The sequence below is a fragment of the Variovorax sp. P1_H12_2 genome, from assembly GCF_056405335.1.
Window position 1 is genome coordinate 1 of sequence record NZ_JBFUCI010000091.1, and the last position, 18,052, is coordinate 18,052.

An 18,052-nucleotide genomic window follows, 5' to 3' on the forward strand; every position below is an offset into this window, starting at 1 on the left:
TCCGGCGCCGACACCTTCATCAACTTCACGATCCCCAAGTTTGCGGCCCAGGCGATTCGCAAGGCTGCGGAGATCGGCTGGAAGCCCACGCAGTACCTGTTCAGCGCCTCGGTGTCGGTCTCGACGGTGATCAATCCGGCCGGTCCCGAGAACGCGAAGGGCGTGATCTCGGCGATGTACATTCGCGACCCCGTCGACCCCGTGTGGAAGGGCGCGAAGGAATTCGAGGACTACAAGGCCTGGATGACCAAGTACTACCCTGCGGGCGACGTGAGCGATTCGCTCAACGTGCTGGGCTATTCCATAGCTCAGACGATGGAACAGGTGCTGCGCAAGGCCGGTGACGACCTCACGCGCGCCAACATCATGAAGCAGGCCGCGAACCTTCAGTACACCCCGCCGATGCTGCTCCCGGGCATCGAGGTCAAGACCTCGCCGACCGATTTCTTCCCGATCGAGCGCATGCAGCTCGTGCGCTTCAACGGCACCCGCTTCGAGCCTTTCGGCAAGGTGCTGGGCGACTGAACTGCATGCCTCACCTTGAGAACCCGAACATGAGCTTTTCCGAACTCCATTCAAGGCTGACTGCCTGCCACCAGAGCGTTCTCCTCTTTTACTATGGCGTGGACCGAGGCGACTACGCCCTCGCCATGGAACAAGTGGCACCCGAATGCCTGTGGGAGCGCGGTGGCGTCATGCTGCGCAATCGACAGCAGATCGAGGAATCGTTGCGCAAGCGGTCGGCAACGCAGGTGGCTCGGCACATCGTCAACAACTTCGCCCTGCTCAGGCAGGACGCCGAGAGTGCCACCGCGGTCTATGGTCTGGCCTTGCATCTCTACGACAGCGGCTCGCCAGCCAGCCTCCCGGTGCCGGGCTCGACACCATTTCTGCTCGTCGACGTCACGTGCGAGTTGGCACTGGCGTCGGACGGTGCCTGGCGTATCCGGCAACTGGATATTCAGCGCACCTTCAGCTATTCCCGAGAGATCACCTCCCCCCTGGTGGCACCCGCCGGCAAGGGGTGAGTCCCGCGCCACGACGAGGGTATCTTGCACCTCGCTGATGTGCGCACCACGTCCGGCCGGACCGTTCCTAGAGCGTGGAGCAAAGGTGTCCTCCGTCGACCGGGATGCAGGCCCCCGTCATCCAGGCACCGGCATCGGTGGCCAGCAGCAGCAGCACGCCGTCGAGTTCCTCGGGCTGCCCCAGGCGGCGCATGGGAATGCGCTTGATCATGGCTTTTCCGTAGTCGGTTTCCCACAAGTCGTCGGTCATCTCGGTGCGGACGTAGCCGGGCTCGATGGCGTTGACGYGGATGCCGTACCGCGCCCATTCCAGGGCCAGGCTCTTCGTCATGTGGACGACGCCGGCCTTCGAGATCGAGTACGCGGCGACGCCGGGCGACACCCGCTCTCCCTGGATCGACGCGATGTTGACGATGGACCCGCCTCGCCCGGCCGCCTTCCAGCGCCTCGCTGCTTCGGTCGCAACGAGCCAGACGCCGCGCAAGTTGGTCGACATGACCGCGTCGAATTGGGCGATCGGCTGCTCCATCGACGCGGCGCCGCCCCCAATGCCAGCGTTGTTGACGACCACGTCCACCWGCGCCCCGGTCACCGAGATGGTCTCGAAGGCCTGCGTCACCGAAGCCTCGTTGGTCACGTCGCACTCAACTACCGTCACGAGCGGTGCGCCGAGCTCCCGCAGTTCGACGGCCAGGGCCTCCAGCCGCGAAACGCGCCGTGCGCTGATGACCACCGCCGCACCACAGCGTGCGGCAAGCCGTGCGAAATGCGCGCCGAATCCAGACGACGCGCCGGTGATCAGCACCTTCTTTCCCTTCAGCTTTGCCCCGAGATCCATGTCTTTTCCTTGTCAATCAATTCGCATCGACGCCCGCTGACTTCAAGGTCGGATAGTCAGCGCTGGTAGCTCTGCGCGCTGGCCCACCCGAGTTGCGCCAACGGCTCGGCCTTGCGCCCGGTCTCGACGGCGTCGGCCGCCGCAGCATTGCCGGAAGCTGCACGCTCCGCAATGCCGTGCAGGATCGCGGCCATGCGGAACAGGTTGTAGGCCATGTAAAACTCCCAGTGCTCCAAGGGCTCGCGTCCGGTGCGCCGTGTGTAGGCGCGCAGGTAGGCCGCCTCATCGGGAATGCCCAGGTCCTCCAGGTCCAGGCCGCCCACGCCGCGCCACAAGGTGGCCGGAATGCGCCAGGCCATGCATTGGTACGAGAGGTCGGCAAGCGGATGCCCGAGCGTGGAGAGCTCCCAGTCCAGCACCGCCACCACGCGCGGCTCGGTGGGATGGAAGATCAGGTTGTCCAGGCGGTAGTCTCCGTGCACGAGCGTGGTCTCGTCATCGGGCGGAACGTGCTCGGGCAGCCAGTCCATCAGCTCGCGCATCGCGGGACCGACCGGCCGCCGTGCGTCCCGGCACTGGCGCGACCAGCGTGCGATCTGCCGGGCAAAGTAGTTGCCGGCCTTGCCAAAATCCGCCAAGCCCGCCGCACGGAAGTCCACCGCGTGCAGCGCCGCGATCACCCGGCCCATCTCCTGGTAGATGGCGCCGCGCTCCGTCCGCGAACACTCGGGCAACGACTGATCGACAAAGACACGCCCCGCGACAAGTTCCATCAGATAGAACTCGCGGCCCAGGCAGGCCGTGTCGGCGCAATAGGCCACCATCTGCGGCACCGGCACGTTGCTGTCGATCAGCGCCTCCATCACCCGGTATTCGCGGTCGATGGCGTGCGCAGACGCCAGCAGTTGGCCGGGCGGCTTGGTGCGCAGGACGAGGCGCAGGTCGCCCGATGTCAGCACGTAGGTCGGATTGGACTGGCCTCCGGACAGGGGCGTCAACTGGACTTCGGGCGTCGGGGTCAACCCCTGCGCCAGCAGATACTCGCCCAGCTTGCGCACGTCGATGGTGGTGTCCGCGGTCGTCACGCGCCGGCCCCGGCCGCCTTGACGATCTTGCGGGCCATGCTCCAGCGATGCACCTCGCTCGGGCCGTCATAGATCCGGAACGCGCGCATGTCGGTGAAGATGCGCATGACCGGCRTCTCGGCCGTCACGCCTTGTCCGCCCAGGATCTGCACGCAACGATCCACGACGCGCCAGAGCGCTTCCGAGCACACGACCTTGGCGCGGCTGGATTCGAAACTGCAGGGCTCGCCCTTGTCGAGCAGCCAGGCGGTATGCCAGATGTGCAAGCGCGCGGTCTGCAGGTCGATGTCGTTGTCCGCCAACTGGAAGCCCACGCCTTCGTGTTGCGCCAGCGGCTTGCCGAAGGCGTGGCGGCGGGCCGCATAGGCGACGGCCGCGTCATGCGCGCGTCGCGCCTGCCCCAGCCAGCGCATGCAGTGGGTGAGCCGCGCCGGCGCCAGGCGCACCTGGGCGTAGCGGAAGCCCTGGCCCACCTCGCCGAGCACATCCTCGACGGGAACGCGCAGGTTCTCGAAACGCAACACGCCGTGCCCGCCCGTGAAGCAGCGGTCCATCGCATCCATGCTGCGCTCGAGGGTGATGCCGGAGCGATTCATGTCGGTGAGGAACATGGTGGCGGATCCATCCTCCATCCGCGCCATGACGATGCCATAGTCGGCGCCCTCGGCGCCGGTGATGAACCACTTCGTGCCGTTGATCACATAGTGGTCGCCGTCGCGCCGGGCGGTGGTCGCCAGCATCGAGGGATCGGCCCCTGCGCCGTCGGGCTCGGTCATCGCGAAGCAAGAGCGGGTGTGCCCCTCAACCTGCGGCCGCAGCCAGCGCTCCTTCTGCCGCGGTGTCGCCACCTCTTCCATCAGATGAATGTTGCCCTCGTCGGGTGCGTGGATGTTGAGTGCCGTCGGCCCGAGCCACGAGTAGCCGGCCTCCTCGAAGACCATCGCCTTGGCGATGTGGCTCAGTCCCTTGCCGCCCAGGGCGACCGAGGCGTGGGGCGTCAGCAGTCCGGCCGATCGGGCCCGGGCCACCAGTTCCAGGCGCAGGCTCTCGTCGGGCCCGTGCGAGGACTGGCGCGGATCGTTCTCCAGCGGGATGACTTGTTCAGCGATGAAGCGCCGGGTGGCGAGCTTCAGTTCCTCGATGGAGGGGCAAAYCGTGAAGTCCATGTCGTGTCGATTGAAAGAGGGGGTACTGGGGACGGCGTCACTGGGGCGCCGGCGCCCGGTGGTAGAAGCCGCGGCGCGCCGCGGCGCGGTCGCGCAGCCATGGCGAAGGGCGGAACCGCTCGCCGTACGCGTCTGCCAAACGCTCGCACTCCGCCACGAACTGCGCGGGACCGACCGTCTCGATGAACGACAGCGTGCCGCCGGTCCAGCTCGGATAGCCCAACGCCAGAATGGCGCCCAGGTCGGCATCCGCGACTTCCGGCACCACCTGCTCCTCGACGCAGCGTGCGGACTCGAGCGCCTGGATGTAGAGCAGCCGGTGCTTCACGTCGGTGAAGTCGGGCTGCTCGGCCGCCAATGGAAACAGCTGCGCCAGCCCGCCCCACAGGCGCTTGGGCTGTCCGGGTGCGAAATCGTGGAAGCCTCCCCCGCTCTTGCGACCCAGCCGACCGCGCGCCAGCATCGCATCGACCACCGGCTGCGCGTGCTGCCGCAGGAACTTGCCGGGCAAACCGTCCGCCCTCGCCTGCTTGATCACCCGCGCCTGCAAGTCCAGCGACACCTCGTCGGTGACCGCGAGCGGACCGGTTGCGAAGCCGGCCTGGCGGGCGGCGTTCTCGATCAGTGCCGGCGCCACGCCTTCGGCCAGCATCGCCATGCCTTCGTCGATGTAGGCACAGAAGATCCGGCTTGTGTAGAAGCCGGGACTGTCATTGACCACGATGGGCACCTTGCCGAGCTGCGCCGCCAGGTCCAGTGCACGCGCGAGCGCACGCGGCGAAGTGCGCTGGCCCACGATGACCTCGACCAGGGGCATGCGCTCCACGGGCGAGAAGAAATGCAGGCCGATGAACGCCTCGGGTTGCGGCCACAGGGCCGCCAGGCCCGTGACAGGAAGCGTCGACGTGTTGGTCGCCATCACGAAGCCATCGGGCAGCGCGGCCAAGCCTGCTTTGGCGTGGTGGAAGGCGGTCGCCTTCGCGTCACGGTCCTCGAACACGGCCTCCACCACGAAATCGCAGCCACGCAGCGAGCCGTACTCGGCGCTGGGATGGATCCGGGCCAACTGCGCGTCGGCATTCTCCTGCGTGCAACGCCCGGCCTTCACATCGCGCGCATAGCCGGCCGCGACCTTGGCCTTGGCGGTGTCGACCGCGGCCTGCGAAGTGTCGATGAGAACCACGTCGATGCCGGCAGCCGCCGCCACCTGTGCAATGCCCGCGCCCATCATGCCGGCGCCGAGCACGCCCAGACGCCGGACCGGCTGCTTTTCGACGTCGCGGGGCCGGCGCACCAGCTTGCGTGCCGCCCCCTTGTTGATGAACAGGGTGCGCATCAGATTGCGCGCCACGGGACCCGCCAACAACTGGCCGAAGCAGCCGCGCTCGATGGCAAGGCCGAGGTCGATCGGGACCTGCGTGCCCTCGTACACGGCCGTCAGGATGGCTGCGGGTGCCGGGTAGTTGTCCTGGGAGTCGCGCCGGATCTTCGCCAGCCCCAGGCTGAAACTCTCCATGGCGTGCGGCGCCATCGCGCCCGCTCCGCCGGGCACGGTGAAGCCCTTGTGGTCCCAGGCGGGCTGCCAGTCGGGATGAGCGAGCACCCAGCGTCGCGCCGCCCCGACCACCTCGGCGGCCGGGCGCAATTCATCGACCAGTCCGAGCTGCAACGCCTCCGCTGCGCCAACGTGCCGGCCGCTCAGCAGAAGGGGCAAGGCCTTGGGGATCCCGATCATTCGCGGCAGCCTTTGCGTTCCGCCCCCGGCGGGCAGCAACCCGACCGTGACCTCGGGCAGGCCGACGACCGCCTTGGGGTCGTCAACCAGCACCCGGTAGTGGCAGGCCAGGCACAGCTCGAAGCCGCCGCCCAGCGCCAGCCCGTTGATCGCCACGGCCACCGGTTTGCCGCAACGCTCCAGCGCGCGCAATGCGTTCGCCGATGGCGCCACCCATTCACCGGCTTCCCGCGCCGACAGTCCGCGGTCGTGCACATGCACGAAGTCGAGCAGGTCGGCGCCCGCCATGAAGCCGTTCTTCTTGCCGGAGGTGATGACCGCACCGACGATGTCTGCCCGGCTTGTCAGCTGGACCACGACGTCCTGCAGTTCCCGCGTGAAGGCCGGAGTAAAGACGTTCATGGTGCGATCCGCCACGTCCAGCGTGACCAGCGCAACACCGTCGCCGTCGATTTCGAGATGGATGTTTCTCGTCATGGTTGCCGCCTCAAACACGTTCAATGATCACGGCCGTGGCCTGGCCGGCTGCCGCGCACAGCGTCACCAGCGCGCGGGCGAGGCCGCGCCGCTCGAGTTCGTCGAGCACGGTCCCCACCAAGATGGCGCCGGTGGCGCCGAGCGGATGGCCCAGCGCGATCGCGCCCCCGTTGACGTTCATGCGTTCGTGCGGGATGCCGAAGTGGCGCATGTAGCGCATCGGCACGACGGCGAACGCCTCGTTCACCTCGAACAGATCGATGTCGTCGATCCGCAGACCGGCGCGTGCGAGCACCTTGTCGGTGACGGGCATCGGGCCGCCCAGGCTCAACAGGGGCTCGGAAGCACAGGTTGCCGTCGCCACGATGCGGGCACGCGGCCGCAAGCCGCGCCGCTCGCCGTACGCCCCGCTGCCCAGCAGCACCGCGCAGGCGCCATCGACGATGCCGCTGGATGACCCACCGGTGTGCATGTGCCGGACAGCCTCGAGATGGGGATAACGGCGCAACACGATGGCGTCGAAGCCGGCCTCGCCCGCAGCGATGAAGCTCGGCTTGAGCTTGGCCAGGTCCTCCATCGAGATTCCGGGCCTGGGTGCTTCGTCGCGTTGCAGGAGCAATCCGCCGAAGGCGTCATGCACCGGAATGATCGAAGCGTCGAACCAGCCCTGCCCCCGTGCCATCGCGGCGCGGCGCTGGCTTTCCACGGCATAGGCATCGAGGTCTTCCCGGGTGAAGCCGTCGAGGGTTGCCATCAGATCCGCACACACGCCGTTGGGCACGTACGGGTACTGCTGGCCAAGCCTGGGGTCGGTATAGGCCGCGCCGCCGTCGGAGCCGATGGCCACGCGCGACATCGATTCGACGCCGCCTCCGACCACCGCATCGGCCTGCCCGGAAGCGATCAGGCCGAAGCCCATCTTCAGCGTGTCCAGGCCCGAGGTGCAGAAGCGGTTGATCTGATAGCCGGCGACGCTTTCGCCGTAGCCGGCCGCCAGCAACGCGGCGCGGGCAATATCCGCGCCCTGCTCGCCGACGGGCATGACGACCCCGAGACCCACGTCCTCGAGGTCCTCGGGTTCGATGCGATTTCGCTCCTTGAGCGCGCGCAGCACGGCTGCCGCCAGGTGCACCGGGGCGACGGTGTGCAATGCGCCGTCCGGGCGGCCTTTGCCGCGCGGCGTGCGCACGTGGTCATACAGAAAGACGTTGTTCATGGGTTCACTGTGGGTGTCGACCGGTCCATCCCGGTTTTCGAATGCGACGAGCCAGCGCCTGGGCACTTCCGCCGAGCTTCGCGGCGGCCAGCCCAAGGGGAAGGGCCGCTTCTCGCCGACTTGCAAATTCATCCGAGACGACTATAGGTTTGCCGGCACCAAATGCGGTCGTCGCTTCCGACGGTTCCGCCGAATGTTTCAGCCGCCAGGGCCGTCCGAGGCCACCCGCTGACGCCCCACTCCTGCCGGCTCGAATCGTCGAATCCGACGATGCCGCCGCGCAACGACCAGTCCTACAGTCGCTCGTTCGAGGGCAGCACAATGGACCGCCCTGGCAGCACAAGAGCGCAGACCCATGAATCCGTACGCATTTCCTTTGCTGATCAAGCAACTTCTAGTCACGCCGATCGCCCAGCGCTCGCGCAAGGAGATCGTCTACCGCGACCGCCTGCGCTTCGGCTACCCCACCCTCGTCGAACRCATCGGCCGGCTGGGCAGCGCGCTCACGCGCCTGGGCGTCGGGCCTGACAGCACCGTGGCGGTGCTCGACTGGGACAGCCATCGCTACCTGGAGGCCTACTTCGCCGTGCCCATGCTCGGTGCGACCCTGATGAAGACCAACATCCGCCTGTCGCCCGAGCAGATCGCCTACACGCTCGACCACTCCGAGGCAGACACGGTGTTGCTGAACGTCGACTTCATCCCCTTGATCGAGGAGATTCGCGCGCAGCTGCCACGCGTCAAGCGCTTCATCTGCCTGGCTGACGACGGCCAGGTGCCGTCGCAGTTCGACTGGGCCGGCGAGTACGAGGCGTTGCTGGCCGAGGGTGATCCGACGCACGAGTTTCCCGATTTCGACGAGAACACGCGTGCCACGCTGTTCTACACCACCGGCACCACCGGGCTGCCCAAGGGCGTGTACTTCAGCCATCGCCAGCTCGTTCTGCATTGCCTGACCGTGTTGGCAACGGTGTCGCAGGCCGGCGAGAATGGCCGCTTCTCGCGCAATGACGTGTACATGCCATTGACGCCGATGTTCCATGCGCATGCCTGGGGTTACCCCTACATCGCGACGTTGTGCGGCTGGAAGCAGGTCTACCCAGGCCGGTACGAGCCCTCGATGCTCGTCAACCTGGCGAAGAAGGAAGGCGTCACCTTTTCGCACTGTGTGCCGACGGTGCTGCACATGGTGCTGTCCGCGCCCGAGGCGCAGGACGCCGATTTCGGCGGCTGGAAGATCCTGATCGGCGGCAGCGCCCTGTCGCGTGCGCTGTGCCGGCAAGCGCTGGCACGCAACATCGACGTGTACAGCGGCTACGGCATGTCGGAGAGCTGCCCGCTGCTGACCCTGGCGCAGATCAAGACGGACGCCGCCGAGGACATGGCCGACGACGAAGCCCGACGGGACTACGAGATCGATGTCCGCCTGACGCCCGGCATGCCGGTCCTCCTGTCGCAGGTGCGAGTGGTCGACGCCGGCATGAAATCGGTGCCGGTGGACGGCACGTCCGTTGGCGAAGTGGTGGTGCGCGCGCCCTATCTGACGCAGGGCTACCTGAAGAATCCCGACGCTGGCGCAGCGCTGTGGGAAGGCGGCTGGATGCACACCGGCGACATCGGGCAGTTCGACGACCAGGGCTACCTGCACCTGGTCGACCGGCAGAAGGACGTGATCAAGAGCGGCGGCGAGTGGATCTCGTCGATCGCGCTGGAGAACGCGATCAGCGGGCACCCCGGCGTGTACGAGGTGGCCGTGATCGGTGTGGTCGACGCCAAATGGGGTGAACGGCCGCTGGCCCTGGTGGTGCCCCGGCAGGCGGGTGCGCTCGACGCCGCCGAGCTGCGGCGGCACCTGCGCGCGCTGGTCGCTACCGGCGCCCTCCCGTCCTATGCGATTCCGGAGCGCTTCCAGTTCGTCGACCAGATCGAGAAGACCAGTGTCGGCAAGCTCGACAAGAAGCGCTTGCGCGAACGCTACGCAAGCCTTGCGGGATGAGGAAGGCCGCGGCAACACACCATGCTGCAACTTGACCAAGGGCTCTCGCCTCGCAGCGGGATGCCCGCAGAATTACCGCGCAGGCACCTCGGCCGTCGCGCGAGCCAACTGGGTCACTTGCCCCACGAGGATCGGCAGGAGTTGTTCCGGGAGCGGATCGATGAGCTTGTCGCCAACGAATGCCTTCTCGGCAAAAGGAACAGACACCTGCTGGGTGACCACGAGCGTATGCAGGATGCCCAGGATCTGGCGCAGATGCTGAAGGCCTCGCAAGCCGCCAAAGGGGCCTACCGATGCAGACATGACGCCAGCGATCTTGTTTCGAAATGCGCGGCACGCCGTCTGTCCCTCGCCATCAGTGGGTCGGGACACCCAGTCGATCGCGTTCTTCAGAACCCCGGAAACGGATCCGTTGTATTCGGGCGATCCGATCAGGAATCCCGAGTGACTGACGAACAAGGCCTTGAGTTCGCGCGCAGCGCTCGGAAAGCCGGCCGCCTCGATCTGGGGCGAGTACAGCGGCAACGGGAAGTCCGCCAAGTCGATCTGCGTCACGACGGCCCCCATCTCACTCGCGACATCTGCCGCGCGATTGACTAGCGTCTGATTGAACGAACCAGCTCGCAGGCTGCCGGAAAAGGAGAGCAACTTAACTGTCGACATCGATTCACCCATATCAATAGAGCCCTAAGTTTATTGCAAGTTTGCTTAGGCGACTACATAATAATCCGGCTGGTTGCACCCCGAGACATCAGCCATATCAAGAGGAACATCACATGACAACCAATGGGAACACTGAGTTCGACATTCGCGGCGTCAATCACTTGGCGCTGGTCTGCAAAGACATGCRCCGGACGGTCGAGTTCTACCGCGACGTGCTTGGCATGCCGCTGGTCAAGGTCATCGATCTGCCCAACGGAGGGCTTCACTTCTTCTTCGACATCGGCAACGGCGACAAGATCGCCTTCTTCTGGTTTCCGGTGGCGCCCGAGGCGCATCCGGGAGTCGCTGCACCCGCTGCGCTGCCAGGCCAGGGATCGTGGCTTTCGGCGCACGGCTCGATGAACCACATCGCCTTCAACGTCCCGGCGGACAAGTTCGATGCCTATGTCGCGCGCCTTGCACAGAAGGGCGTCGAGGTTTCCCGCGTCCTCAATCACGACAACTCTGCCAAAGGGGCCACCGACATCCTCACGGATGACGTCTACGTTCGCTCGGTGTACTTTTTCGATCCTGACGGCGCCTGCCTGGAGTTTGCAGCCTGGACGCGTGATCTCGACGAATCCTATGAGCGTGATGTCACGCAGCGGATTCTGACGCGCCTCGGCATCCCGCAAAGCGCGTAAGGCCGACAGCAGCACGAAAGGGCGGGACTCTGCCCTGCAGCCAGCGTGCCCGCATCTCGATCGGGTGCCGTTGATATCTCGTGCGCGTGATCGGCTGAGCTGCCTACGGCGCGCCGTTGTCGGCATGAGAATCCGACACCAGGTCGTCGCGGGCAAGGTTGTCCAGCATCACAAGCATGGCGCGACGCGTGGTTGCGATGGCCGCCTCGTCGAGGCCGCGCATCGCCAGGCCGTTGACCTCCTCGGCCAGCGGCACCAGCTTCTTCTTCAGGGCTCTGCCGGCCGGGGTGAGGAAGACGTACAGATTCTTCCGGTTTCCCGCCATATGCTCTCGCCGGATGTAGCCCAGTGATTCCATCGCGCGCAACGCGATGAGCGTAGTCGGCTCCATGACGCCCGCTTCCTGGCTGAGCTCGCGCTGAGTGAGGCCGTCGTGCTCCCAGAGAATCCGCAGGAAGGTCCAGTGCCCGAGAGACACGCCGTGCGTGACCAGCCGCGCTTGCAGCGATCTCAGAAAGCTGCGAGTGGTGTCCTTGACCAAGTGCGCCATTCGGTCATTCGGAACCGCCTCATGCCAATGTTTGAGCAATCGACCGGAGATTTCGGCTTCGCGCGCCGCTGTGAGTTTGGACATGCGTGCCATTTTCTCAGAGGCGCGCAGGCCATGGCTTGGCACTATTCACTTCTCCGCGATTTTCGGACCCTGCCTGGTCACGTGCGCGACCGAGTTCCGCAGGAGAAGCTCAGCTTGCAGCGCCGGCGCTCATAGCGGGCAGCGCGCCTGAAGCCAAGGCAGCAGCTTTGCCAGTTGCTCGGCCGCGCCGGCGTTCTGCGGCTCGTCGCCTTCCGGCTCGAAGTAGTGCAGCCGGTTGGGGAACTCGAACAACGTCTTGTCGGTGCTCGCCAGCGAATCCATGATGCCCTTCGTGTGCTCCGGGTATGCATCGAGGTCGCGGCCGGCATGCACGACAGCGACTGGTTCGGTCACGGACGGGGCAGTTTTCAGGACATTGGCATTGCTGCTCAGCCCCGACCAGGTGGACAGCCACGCGTCTGGTGTCTGCAGCCGTCCGAAGCCGAGCAGCTGGAAATTCATGATGTCGGGCCGGTCGCTCAACAGACTGCCGTAGCCCCGCTCGCTCGGATCAATGCTGTGGTCCACGTAGTTCAGGTTGGCCATGGTGCGGTAGGTCGTCATCACCGGCGTGAACGTCGCTTGCTGGACGGCAGAACGCTGCAAATGCTGCGGGGCATTCTCGAAGCCCGGCCAGTTGCACAGATCCTCGCCGCGGCTGCGCTCGTCGATCAGCGAATGGGCCAGTGCGTCGATCCGCGCCACGCGTTCCAGCTGCTTCTGGCGGTAGCGAACCACGAATTCGGGGTCGTATCGCGTCCACTGCGGGGCCGGCTGGAAGCCGTTGATCGGGTCATACATATCCAGCGACGAATCGGTCAGCATGGGGTTGTGCTCGTCGACCACTGACGGATCGATGGTCTGGCTGAGCACCAACCCTTGGCCTAGATGCGCGGCCGAGATCATCATCGCGTCGAACGCAGGCATCGAGATATCGGCCAATGGCACCGGCCGCCCGGCCGGCGTCTTGCGCAGGCGCTCGGAAGGCTTGGCCTTGGCCTGCTGCTGGTAGAAGCAGCCCAGCGTGCCGCCGCCCGAATTGCCGAGCCACACGACCTTCTCCACGCCGCACTCGTCGCGCAGCCAGTTGACGTAGGCCGCCAGGTCGATGAGCAGTTGCTCGTGCACGCAGTTCAGGTCGTTGTTGATCGATCGCAGGTTGGCGCCGACGCAGGCGTAGCCGGCGCGAAGCAACGCCGGGAAGGCATAGTGCTGCGAAAAGTCCACCCGCGGATGCGCCGCGATCACGGCCACCTTGGGCCGCGGGTTCGACCGGGGTGTCCAGTGCAGTCCCCTCACCTGCACGCCATCGTGGGTGTTCAGGAGCACAGGTTCACATTGGGCGAACTCGTTCACTGGCTCGCGAAAGCGAATCCAGCTGGCGCGCCAGTAAGTGGCGGAAAGCAGTCGGGAAGCGGTCATGGGGTCCTCGTCAAAGTATCTGAATTCGCTGCGCCTGTGCAGCAGTATGGCCGGAGTCCAGGGCCTGCGCGGCGCGCCAAACGCCGCGAAGGTTCAGGTTCACATCCGTCGTCCTCGTCCGGCAGCGTCTTCGCGGCGCCCTCGATGCGATTGCCATGGCGCGCCGCATCATCGTTCGATCACCACGCCCGAGCGCTGGACCATCGACCGCCAGGTCTCCATGTCGCGCTTCATGGCCGGCTGGAACTCCGGGCCGTCCATCCAGTTCATCGTGATATTCAGGTCGTCCAGCGTCTTGCGCATGGCGGGATCCTCGCCAATGGCGTGAAGCTCCTTGACCAGCCTGGCGGCAATGTCAGGCGGCAATTTGGCGGGTGCCATGAAGGCATACCATCCACCCGTCCAGTTGACCTCCTTGAAACCCTGTTCCAAGAACGTGGGCACGCTGGGCAGCGAGGGTGCGCGCCCGGGCGCGATGACTGCCAAGCCCTTGAGCTTTCCACTTTGAATGTGCGCGCGCGCGGTGGCTACCGTCAGCAGCGCCAAGTCGATCTGGCCACCCACCAGGTCGGTCAGCGCCGGCGCTTCGCCCTTGTAGGGCACGTTGAGCATGCCCAGCCTGGACGACTTGTTGAACACCTCGAGGATCACCTGGGGACCGAGCCCCGTCGTGCCGAAAGTCAGCCCTTTGCCGGGCGCGAACCGCACCAGTTCCGTGGCGGAGTTGGCCCCCAGGTCGGCGCGGGCGACCAGCACCGTCGCCGCCGCGCCAATGCGGCACAACGGCGTGAAATCGGCGATCGGGTCATATCCGACATCCTTGAACTGCACCGGATTCTGGACGTGCTGGGTAAAGGTCAGCATCAGCGTGTAGCCATCCGCTGGCGCGCGCGCTACGGTCACCGTGGCCGGAATGCCATTCGCGCCGGGACGGTTTTCCACCACGACAGGTTGCCCGACACGTTCACCAAGCCGTCGGCCGAACTCACGCGCCATGACGTCGGCCGTGCCGCCGGGCGTCACGGGAACGATGATCTTGATCGGGCGCACGGGCCAGCGCTCCTGGCTACGCGCCAGCGACGTCATGGTTGGCAAAACCGATGCGCCCAACAGTTTGACGAACGTGCGTTTTCTCATTCAGTGTCTCCTTCTCCAAAGTCAATCGTGAGCCAATGGCAGTGAAGAAGGCCGAGTAGCGCCAGGACACCGCCAAGGGTTGACCCGGCTGCATTCAGTGTAGGACCGCGCCTGTCGACAACCCATCGTCCGTTGCGACGTATTCGATCACTGCGAACCGACCGACCAAATCCGTCGAATCCGACGATGGCGCCCGCCGGAGCGCGCGGCGAGCATCCGTACCTGCGACGTGAGCTTCACGCCGACCTTGGTGCGCTGCCGCGCGTGCCAGGCAACAACGACTGACATGTTGAGGGATGGATGGCTGGACCGCTTACAGGATTGCGAATGGTCGAGATGGCCGGGTTGGGGCCGGGGCCTTTTTGCGCCATGCTCTTCGCCGATCTCGGTGCCGACGTCATTTCCATCGACCGCCCGGGAGGCCCGGGAGGCCCGGGCGAAGTGACCGGACGCGGCAAACGCCGCCTGACGCTCGACCTGCACCAGCCGGAGGCCCGCGAAGATGCGCTCGCATTGATTGCCCAGGCCGACTTTCTGGTCGAAGGTTTTCGACCGGGAGTGATGGAGCGCCTGGGCTTGGGCCCTGCCGAGTGCCACGCCCTCAACCCGCGCCTGGTCTACGGCCGCATCACCGGATGGGGCCAGACCGGCCCCTTGTCCGCCGCCGCCGGCCACGACATCAACTACATCGCCCTGAGTGGCGCGCTGCATGCCATCGGCCGCCCAGGCGAGGCGCCGCCCCCGCCACTCAACTACATCGGCGACTACGGCGGGGGCGCCATGCTTCTGGCGGTGGGCCTGCTGGCCGCCCTGAATGAAGCGCGCAACTCGGGCCGCGGCCAGGTCGTCGACGCGGCAATGACGGACGGCGCCGCGCTGCTGTCCTCGTTGTTCTATGGCCTGAAGGCGGCCGGGCAATGGTCTGGCGAGCGCGGTGGCAACCTGCTGGACGGCGGGGCGCACTTCTACGACACCTACGCATGCGCCGACGGCAAGTTCGTCTCCATCGGCGCCATCGAGCCGCAATTCTTCCGCCGCTTGTGCGACCTGTGCGGGCTGGACGAGTCCTTCGCCGCGCAGCAAATGGACCGCTCGCAATGGCCGCTGATGAAGCTGCGCCTGGCCGATGTCTTTCGCACGCGCACCCGCGACGAGTGGTGCTCGGTGCTGGAAGGCAGCGATGCCTGCTTTGCGCCGGTGCTTGACTGGGACGAGGCGCCGGCCCATCCGCACAACCGTGCGCGCGGCACCTTCGTCACGCTAGGCGACGTCGTGCAGCCGGCCCCGGCGCCGCGCTTCTCGCGTACGCCCGCGGAAGCGCCGCGCGCCGGCAGCAGCGCTGACCTGGCCGTGGCGCTGGACGACTGGGGTGCGCGCCGACCCGCCGCCTGTGCAGGCGCCTGATCATGCCCATCAATCTCCAGCGCAGTTGGTCCGACTCGGACCTGGAACAGTACCGCGACACGGTCGTACGCTTCATCCATGCCGAACTCGCGCCGGGCGACGCCCAGGCCAGGCGCGACGGCAACGTCGGGCTTGCGGTCTGGCGCAAGGCCGGCGAGCTCGGCCTGCTGTGTACCGACATCCCGGAGGAATGGGGTGGCGGGGGTGGCGATTTCCGCCATGAGGCGGTCGTCTATGAGGAACTGGCACGCCGAGCGCTCAGCGGCATGAACATTTCGGTGCACAGCATCGTCGCTCACTACCTCCTCAACCACGGCACAGACGACCAGAAGCGGCGCTATCTGCCGCGCATGGCGCGAGGCGAGTTGGTGGGCGMGATCGCCATGACCGAGCCGGGCGCCGGCTCGGATCTGCAGGGCATCCGGACACGGGCCACGCCGACAGCCGCCGGATGGCGCATCGATGGCAGCAAGACCTTCATCAGCAACGGCCTGCTGGCCGGGCTGGTGCTGGTGGTCTGCAAGACCGACCCGTCGCAGCGCGCCAGCGGCATGTCGATCCTGATCGTGGAAACGGAAGGCGCGGCGGGCTACCGCGTCGGGCGCGTCCTGCACAAGATGGGCATGCAGGCGCAAGACACTTCGGAGCTGTTCTTCGACGGCGTCGAGGTGCCCGGGCAGAACCTGCTCGGCGGAATTCAGGGCCGAGGCTTCTACCAATTGATGGGTGACCTTCCCTACGAGCGCCTGGCGATCGGCGTCATCGCGCTGGCTGCCATGGAGGGCGCCTACCAGGCCACACTGGACTACGTGCGAGAGCGGCAGGCCTTCGGCAAGCTGCTGGTGGAGCAACAGAACACGCGCTTCAAGCTGGCCGAGATCGCCACCCGGATCATGGTCGGCCGGGCCTTCGTCGACCAGTGCGTCCAGCGCCTGCTCACCGGCGACCTGGACACCGCCACCGCCTCGATGGCCAAGCTATGGGCCTCGGAAGCCCAGGGCCAGGTGGTGGACGAGTGCGTGCAACTTTTCGGGGGTTACGGCTACATGGACGAGTACCTGGTCAGCCGCCTCTACACCGACGCCCGCGTGCAGCGAATCTATGGCGGCACGAGCGAGATCATGAAGGAAGTGATCGCGCGGTCGCTCTGAGCCAGCCACTTCGATCGGAACACATGGAGACTACAGAATGCTATTGAATGCCATTTTCCGTCGCTGCGCCGTCGCCAGCGCGGTGCTCTGCGTCACCGCCGGGGCCGTGGCCCAGACCGGTTCTTCCCTGCACAAGCAGGTGGCGCCCATCGTGTCCGGCATGTACCCCTCGCTCGAGGTGCTCTACAAGGACATCCACGCCCACCCTGAACTCGCGTTCCAGGAAGTGCRCACCGCCGCCAAGCTGGCCGAGGAGATGCGCAAGCTCGGCTTCGAGGTGACGGAGAAGGTCGGCGGCACCGGCGTCGTCGCCATCTACAGGAACGGCGCCGGCCCGACCGTGCTGGTGCGCACCGAACTCGACGCCCTGCCGATGGAAGAGAAGACCGGCCTGCCCTACGCGAGCAAGGCCAAGACCCAGTTCAACGGCCGCGAGACCTTCGTCGCCCACAGCTGCGGCCACGACGTGCACATGGCGAGCTGGGTCGGCACCGCGCGCACCCTGCTGGCGATGAAGGACCAGTGGAAGGGCACCTTGATGTTCGTCGCCCAACCGGCCGAGGAGACGGTGTCGGGTGCCAAGGCGATGATCGACGACGGCCTGTTCAAGCGCTTTCCCAAGCCCGACTACGCCTTGGCGCTGCACGTCTCGCCCCTGCCCTACGGCACCATCGGCTACATGATCGGCCCGGGCAGCTCCAACTCCGATTCGCTCGAGATCACTTTCAAGGGTCGCGGCGGCCATGGCTCGGCGCCGGACAAGACGATCGATCCGATCGCCATCGCCGCGCGCTTCGTCACCGACGTGCAGACGGTGATCAGCCGCGAGAAGGACCCGGCCGAGTTCGGCGTGGTCACCGTCGGCGCCATCCAGGGCGGCACCGTGGGCAACATCATTCCCGACACGGTGGTGCTGCGCGGCACCATCCGCTCCTACAAGCCCGAGGTGCGCGAGAAGCTGCTGGCCGGCATCCGCCGCACGGCGAACGCCGCCGCCATGATGGGCGACGCGCCCGAGCCGGTCGTGGAACTGGTGTCCGGCGGCAAGGCCGTCATCAACGATCCCGCCGTATCTACCCGCACCGCGGCCGCGCTGAAGGCGGCGCTGGGCAACGCCAACGTGGTGGAGGTACCGCCGTTCGGCGGCAGCGAGGACTTCTCGGAGTTCCTCAACGCCGGCGTTCCGGGCATGATGTTCTCTGTCGGCGCCGCCTCGCCGGATGACCTGGCGGCCTCGCGCAAGCCCGGTGGCAAGCCGGTCCCCTACAACCACTCGCCCTCCTTCGCGCCGGTGCCCGAGCCCTCGATCAAGACCAGTGTGGTGGCGATGAGCCTGGCGGTGCTGACGGCGATGGCGCCGCAGCCGTAAGTCGGCGCGCCTGAACCGGCGTGGCGTTTCGCCGCGCCCGGTCCGCTC

The 18,052-nt window shown here is 66.3% G+C and carries 16 protein-coding genes; 7 read left to right on the forward strand and 9 right to left on the reverse strand.

The genetic code is table 11. The features are described from left to right. Both AC1D2K_RS11825 and AC1D2K_RS11830 read left to right on the forward strand, forming a co-directional pair. A partial coding sequence (locus AC1D2K_RS11825) for an ABC transporter substrate-binding protein (protein WP_478089025.1) occupies positions 1-525 on the forward strand: 525 nt, incomplete at its 5' end. A gap of 29 nt (positions 526-554) precedes the next feature. Further along, entirely contained in the window at positions 555-1,028 is a 474-nt protein-coding gene (locus tag AC1D2K_RS11830; RefSeq protein ID WP_478089026.1) for a hypothetical protein, read from the forward strand. A gap of 67 nt (positions 1,029-1,095) precedes the next feature. Here AC1D2K_RS11830 and AC1D2K_RS11835 read toward each other — a convergent pair whose 3' ends face one another. Genes AC1D2K_RS11835 through AC1D2K_RS11855 form a run of 5 tightly spaced genes read right to left on the reverse strand, consistent with a single transcriptional unit; the run spans position 1,096 to position 7,545 of the window. Next, positions 1,096-1,866: an SDR family NAD(P)-dependent oxidoreductase gene (locus tag AC1D2K_RS11835; protein ID WP_478089027.1), complete on the reverse strand. Its 771-nt coding sequence runs from the start codon at positions 1,864-1,866 to the stop codon at positions 1,096-1,098. Between the two features lie 56 nt (positions 1,867-1,922). Beyond that, positions 1,923-2,951 (reverse strand): phosphotransferase family protein, encoded by a 1,029-nt coding sequence (locus AC1D2K_RS11840; protein WP_478089028.1) that lies wholly within the window; start codon positions 2,949-2,951, stop codon positions 1,923-1,925. After that, positions 2,948-4,117, reverse strand: a complete 1,170-nt coding sequence (locus tag AC1D2K_RS11845; protein WP_478089029.1) for an acyl-CoA dehydrogenase family protein — start codon at positions 4,115-4,117, stop codon at positions 2,948-2,950. The genes AC1D2K_RS11840 and AC1D2K_RS11845 overlap by 4 nt, the downstream gene beginning before the upstream one ends. 37 nt (positions 4,118-4,154) lie before the next feature. Next, complete coding sequence (locus AC1D2K_RS11850) at positions 4,155-6,329, reverse strand: 3-hydroxyacyl-CoA dehydrogenase NAD-binding domain-containing protein (RefSeq protein WP_478089030.1); 2,175 nt, start codon at positions 6,327-6,329, stop codon at positions 4,155-4,157. Between the two features lie 10 nt (positions 6,330-6,339). Beyond that, positions 6,340-7,545: an acetyl-CoA C-acetyltransferase gene (locus AC1D2K_RS11855; protein ID WP_478089031.1), complete on the reverse strand. Its 1,206-nt coding sequence runs from the start codon at positions 7,543-7,545 to the stop codon at positions 6,340-6,342. 355 nt (positions 7,546-7,900) lie between these two features. Here AC1D2K_RS11855 and AC1D2K_RS11860 point away from each other — a divergent pair, with 355 nt between their 5' ends. Further along, positions 7,901-9,541, forward strand: coding sequence for a fatty acid--CoA ligase (locus tag AC1D2K_RS11860; protein ID WP_478089032.1), 1,641 nt, complete (start codon positions 7,901-7,903; stop codon positions 9,539-9,541). A gap of 72 nt (positions 9,542-9,613) precedes the next feature. Here AC1D2K_RS11860 and AC1D2K_RS11865 read toward each other — a convergent pair whose 3' ends face one another. Continuing rightward, positions 9,614-10,216 (reverse strand): NADPH-dependent FMN reductase, encoded by a 603-nt coding sequence (locus tag AC1D2K_RS11865; RefSeq protein ID WP_478089033.1) that lies wholly within the window; start codon positions 10,214-10,216, stop codon positions 9,614-9,616. Between the two features lie 101 nt (positions 10,217-10,317). On the opposite strand from AC1D2K_RS11865, the gene AC1D2K_RS11870 reads away from it, so the two are divergent. Further along, entirely contained in the window at positions 10,318-10,887 is a 570-nt protein-coding gene (locus AC1D2K_RS11870) for a VOC family protein (protein ID WP_478089034.1), read from the forward strand. Positions 10,888-10,990: 103 nt separating this feature from the next. On the opposite strand, the gene AC1D2K_RS11875 is transcribed toward AC1D2K_RS11870, so the two are convergent. From AC1D2K_RS11875 to AC1D2K_RS11885, 3 genes are all read right to left on the reverse strand, one after another. After that, entirely contained in the window at positions 10,991-11,521 is a 531-nt protein-coding gene (locus AC1D2K_RS11875) for a MarR family winged helix-turn-helix transcriptional regulator (protein WP_478089035.1), read from the reverse strand. A 129-nt stretch (positions 11,522-11,650) separates the two neighbouring features. Continuing rightward, on the reverse strand, positions 11,651-12,877 hold the full coding sequence (locus tag AC1D2K_RS11880; RefSeq protein WP_478089036.1) for an alpha/beta hydrolase: 1,227 nt from the start codon (positions 12,875-12,877) through the stop codon (positions 11,651-11,653). A gap of 234 nt (positions 12,878-13,111) precedes the next feature. Further along, a complete protein-coding gene (locus AC1D2K_RS11885; RefSeq protein WP_478089037.1) occupies positions 13,112-14,080 on the reverse strand; it encodes a Bug family tripartite tricarboxylate transporter substrate binding protein in 969 nt (322 codons plus the stop codon). A 300-nt stretch (positions 14,081-14,380) separates the two neighbouring features. Here AC1D2K_RS11885 and AC1D2K_RS11890 point away from each other — a divergent pair, with 300 nt between their 5' ends. The 3 genes from AC1D2K_RS11890 to AC1D2K_RS11900 are packed head-to-tail and all read left to right on the forward strand — an operon-like array spanning position 14,381 to position 18,004. Then, positions 14,381-15,484, forward strand: coding sequence for a CaiB/BaiF CoA transferase family protein (locus AC1D2K_RS11890; protein WP_478089038.1), 1,104 nt, complete (start codon positions 14,381-14,383; stop codon positions 15,482-15,484). A 2-nt stretch (positions 15,485-15,486) separates the two neighbouring features. Beyond that, entirely contained in the window at positions 15,487-16,635 is a 1,149-nt protein-coding gene (locus AC1D2K_RS11895) for an acyl-CoA dehydrogenase family protein (protein ID WP_478089039.1), read from the forward strand. 37 nt (positions 16,636-16,672) lie between these two features. Continuing rightward, a complete protein-coding gene (locus AC1D2K_RS11900) occupies positions 16,673-18,004 on the forward strand; it encodes an amidohydrolase (protein ID WP_478089040.1) in 1,332 nt (443 codons plus the stop codon). Positions 18,005-18,052: the final 48 nt, after the last annotated feature.

Excerpts from the sequence above, each read along its gene's own strand:
- AC1D2K_RS11830 (WP_478089026.1), top strand. The coding sequence starts at position 555 with ATGAGCTTTTCCGAACTCCATTCAAGGCTGACTGCCTGCCACCAGAGC.
- AC1D2K_RS11850 (WP_478089030.1), bottom strand. The coding sequence starts at position 6,329 with ATGACGAGAAACATCCATCTCGAAATCGACGGCGACGGTGTTGCGCTG.
- AC1D2K_RS11855 (WP_478089031.1), bottom strand. The coding sequence starts at position 7,545 with ATGAACAACGTCTTTCTGTATGACCACGTGCGCACGCCGCGCGGCAAA.
- AC1D2K_RS11865 (WP_478089033.1), bottom strand. The coding sequence starts at position 10,216 with ATGGGTGAATCGATGTCGACAGTTAAGTTGCTCTCCTTTTCCGGCAGC.
- AC1D2K_RS11875 (WP_478089035.1), bottom strand. The coding sequence starts at position 11,521 with ATGTCCAAACTCACAGCGGCGCGCGAAGCCGAAATCTCCGGTCGATTG.
- AC1D2K_RS11885 (WP_478089037.1), bottom strand. The coding sequence starts at position 14,080 with ATGAGAAAACGCACGTTCGTCAAACTGTTGGGCGCATCGGTTTTGCCA.
- AC1D2K_RS11890 (WP_478089038.1), top strand. The coding sequence starts at position 14,381 with ATGGCTGGACCGCTTACAGGATTGCGAATGGTCGAGATGGCCGGGTTG.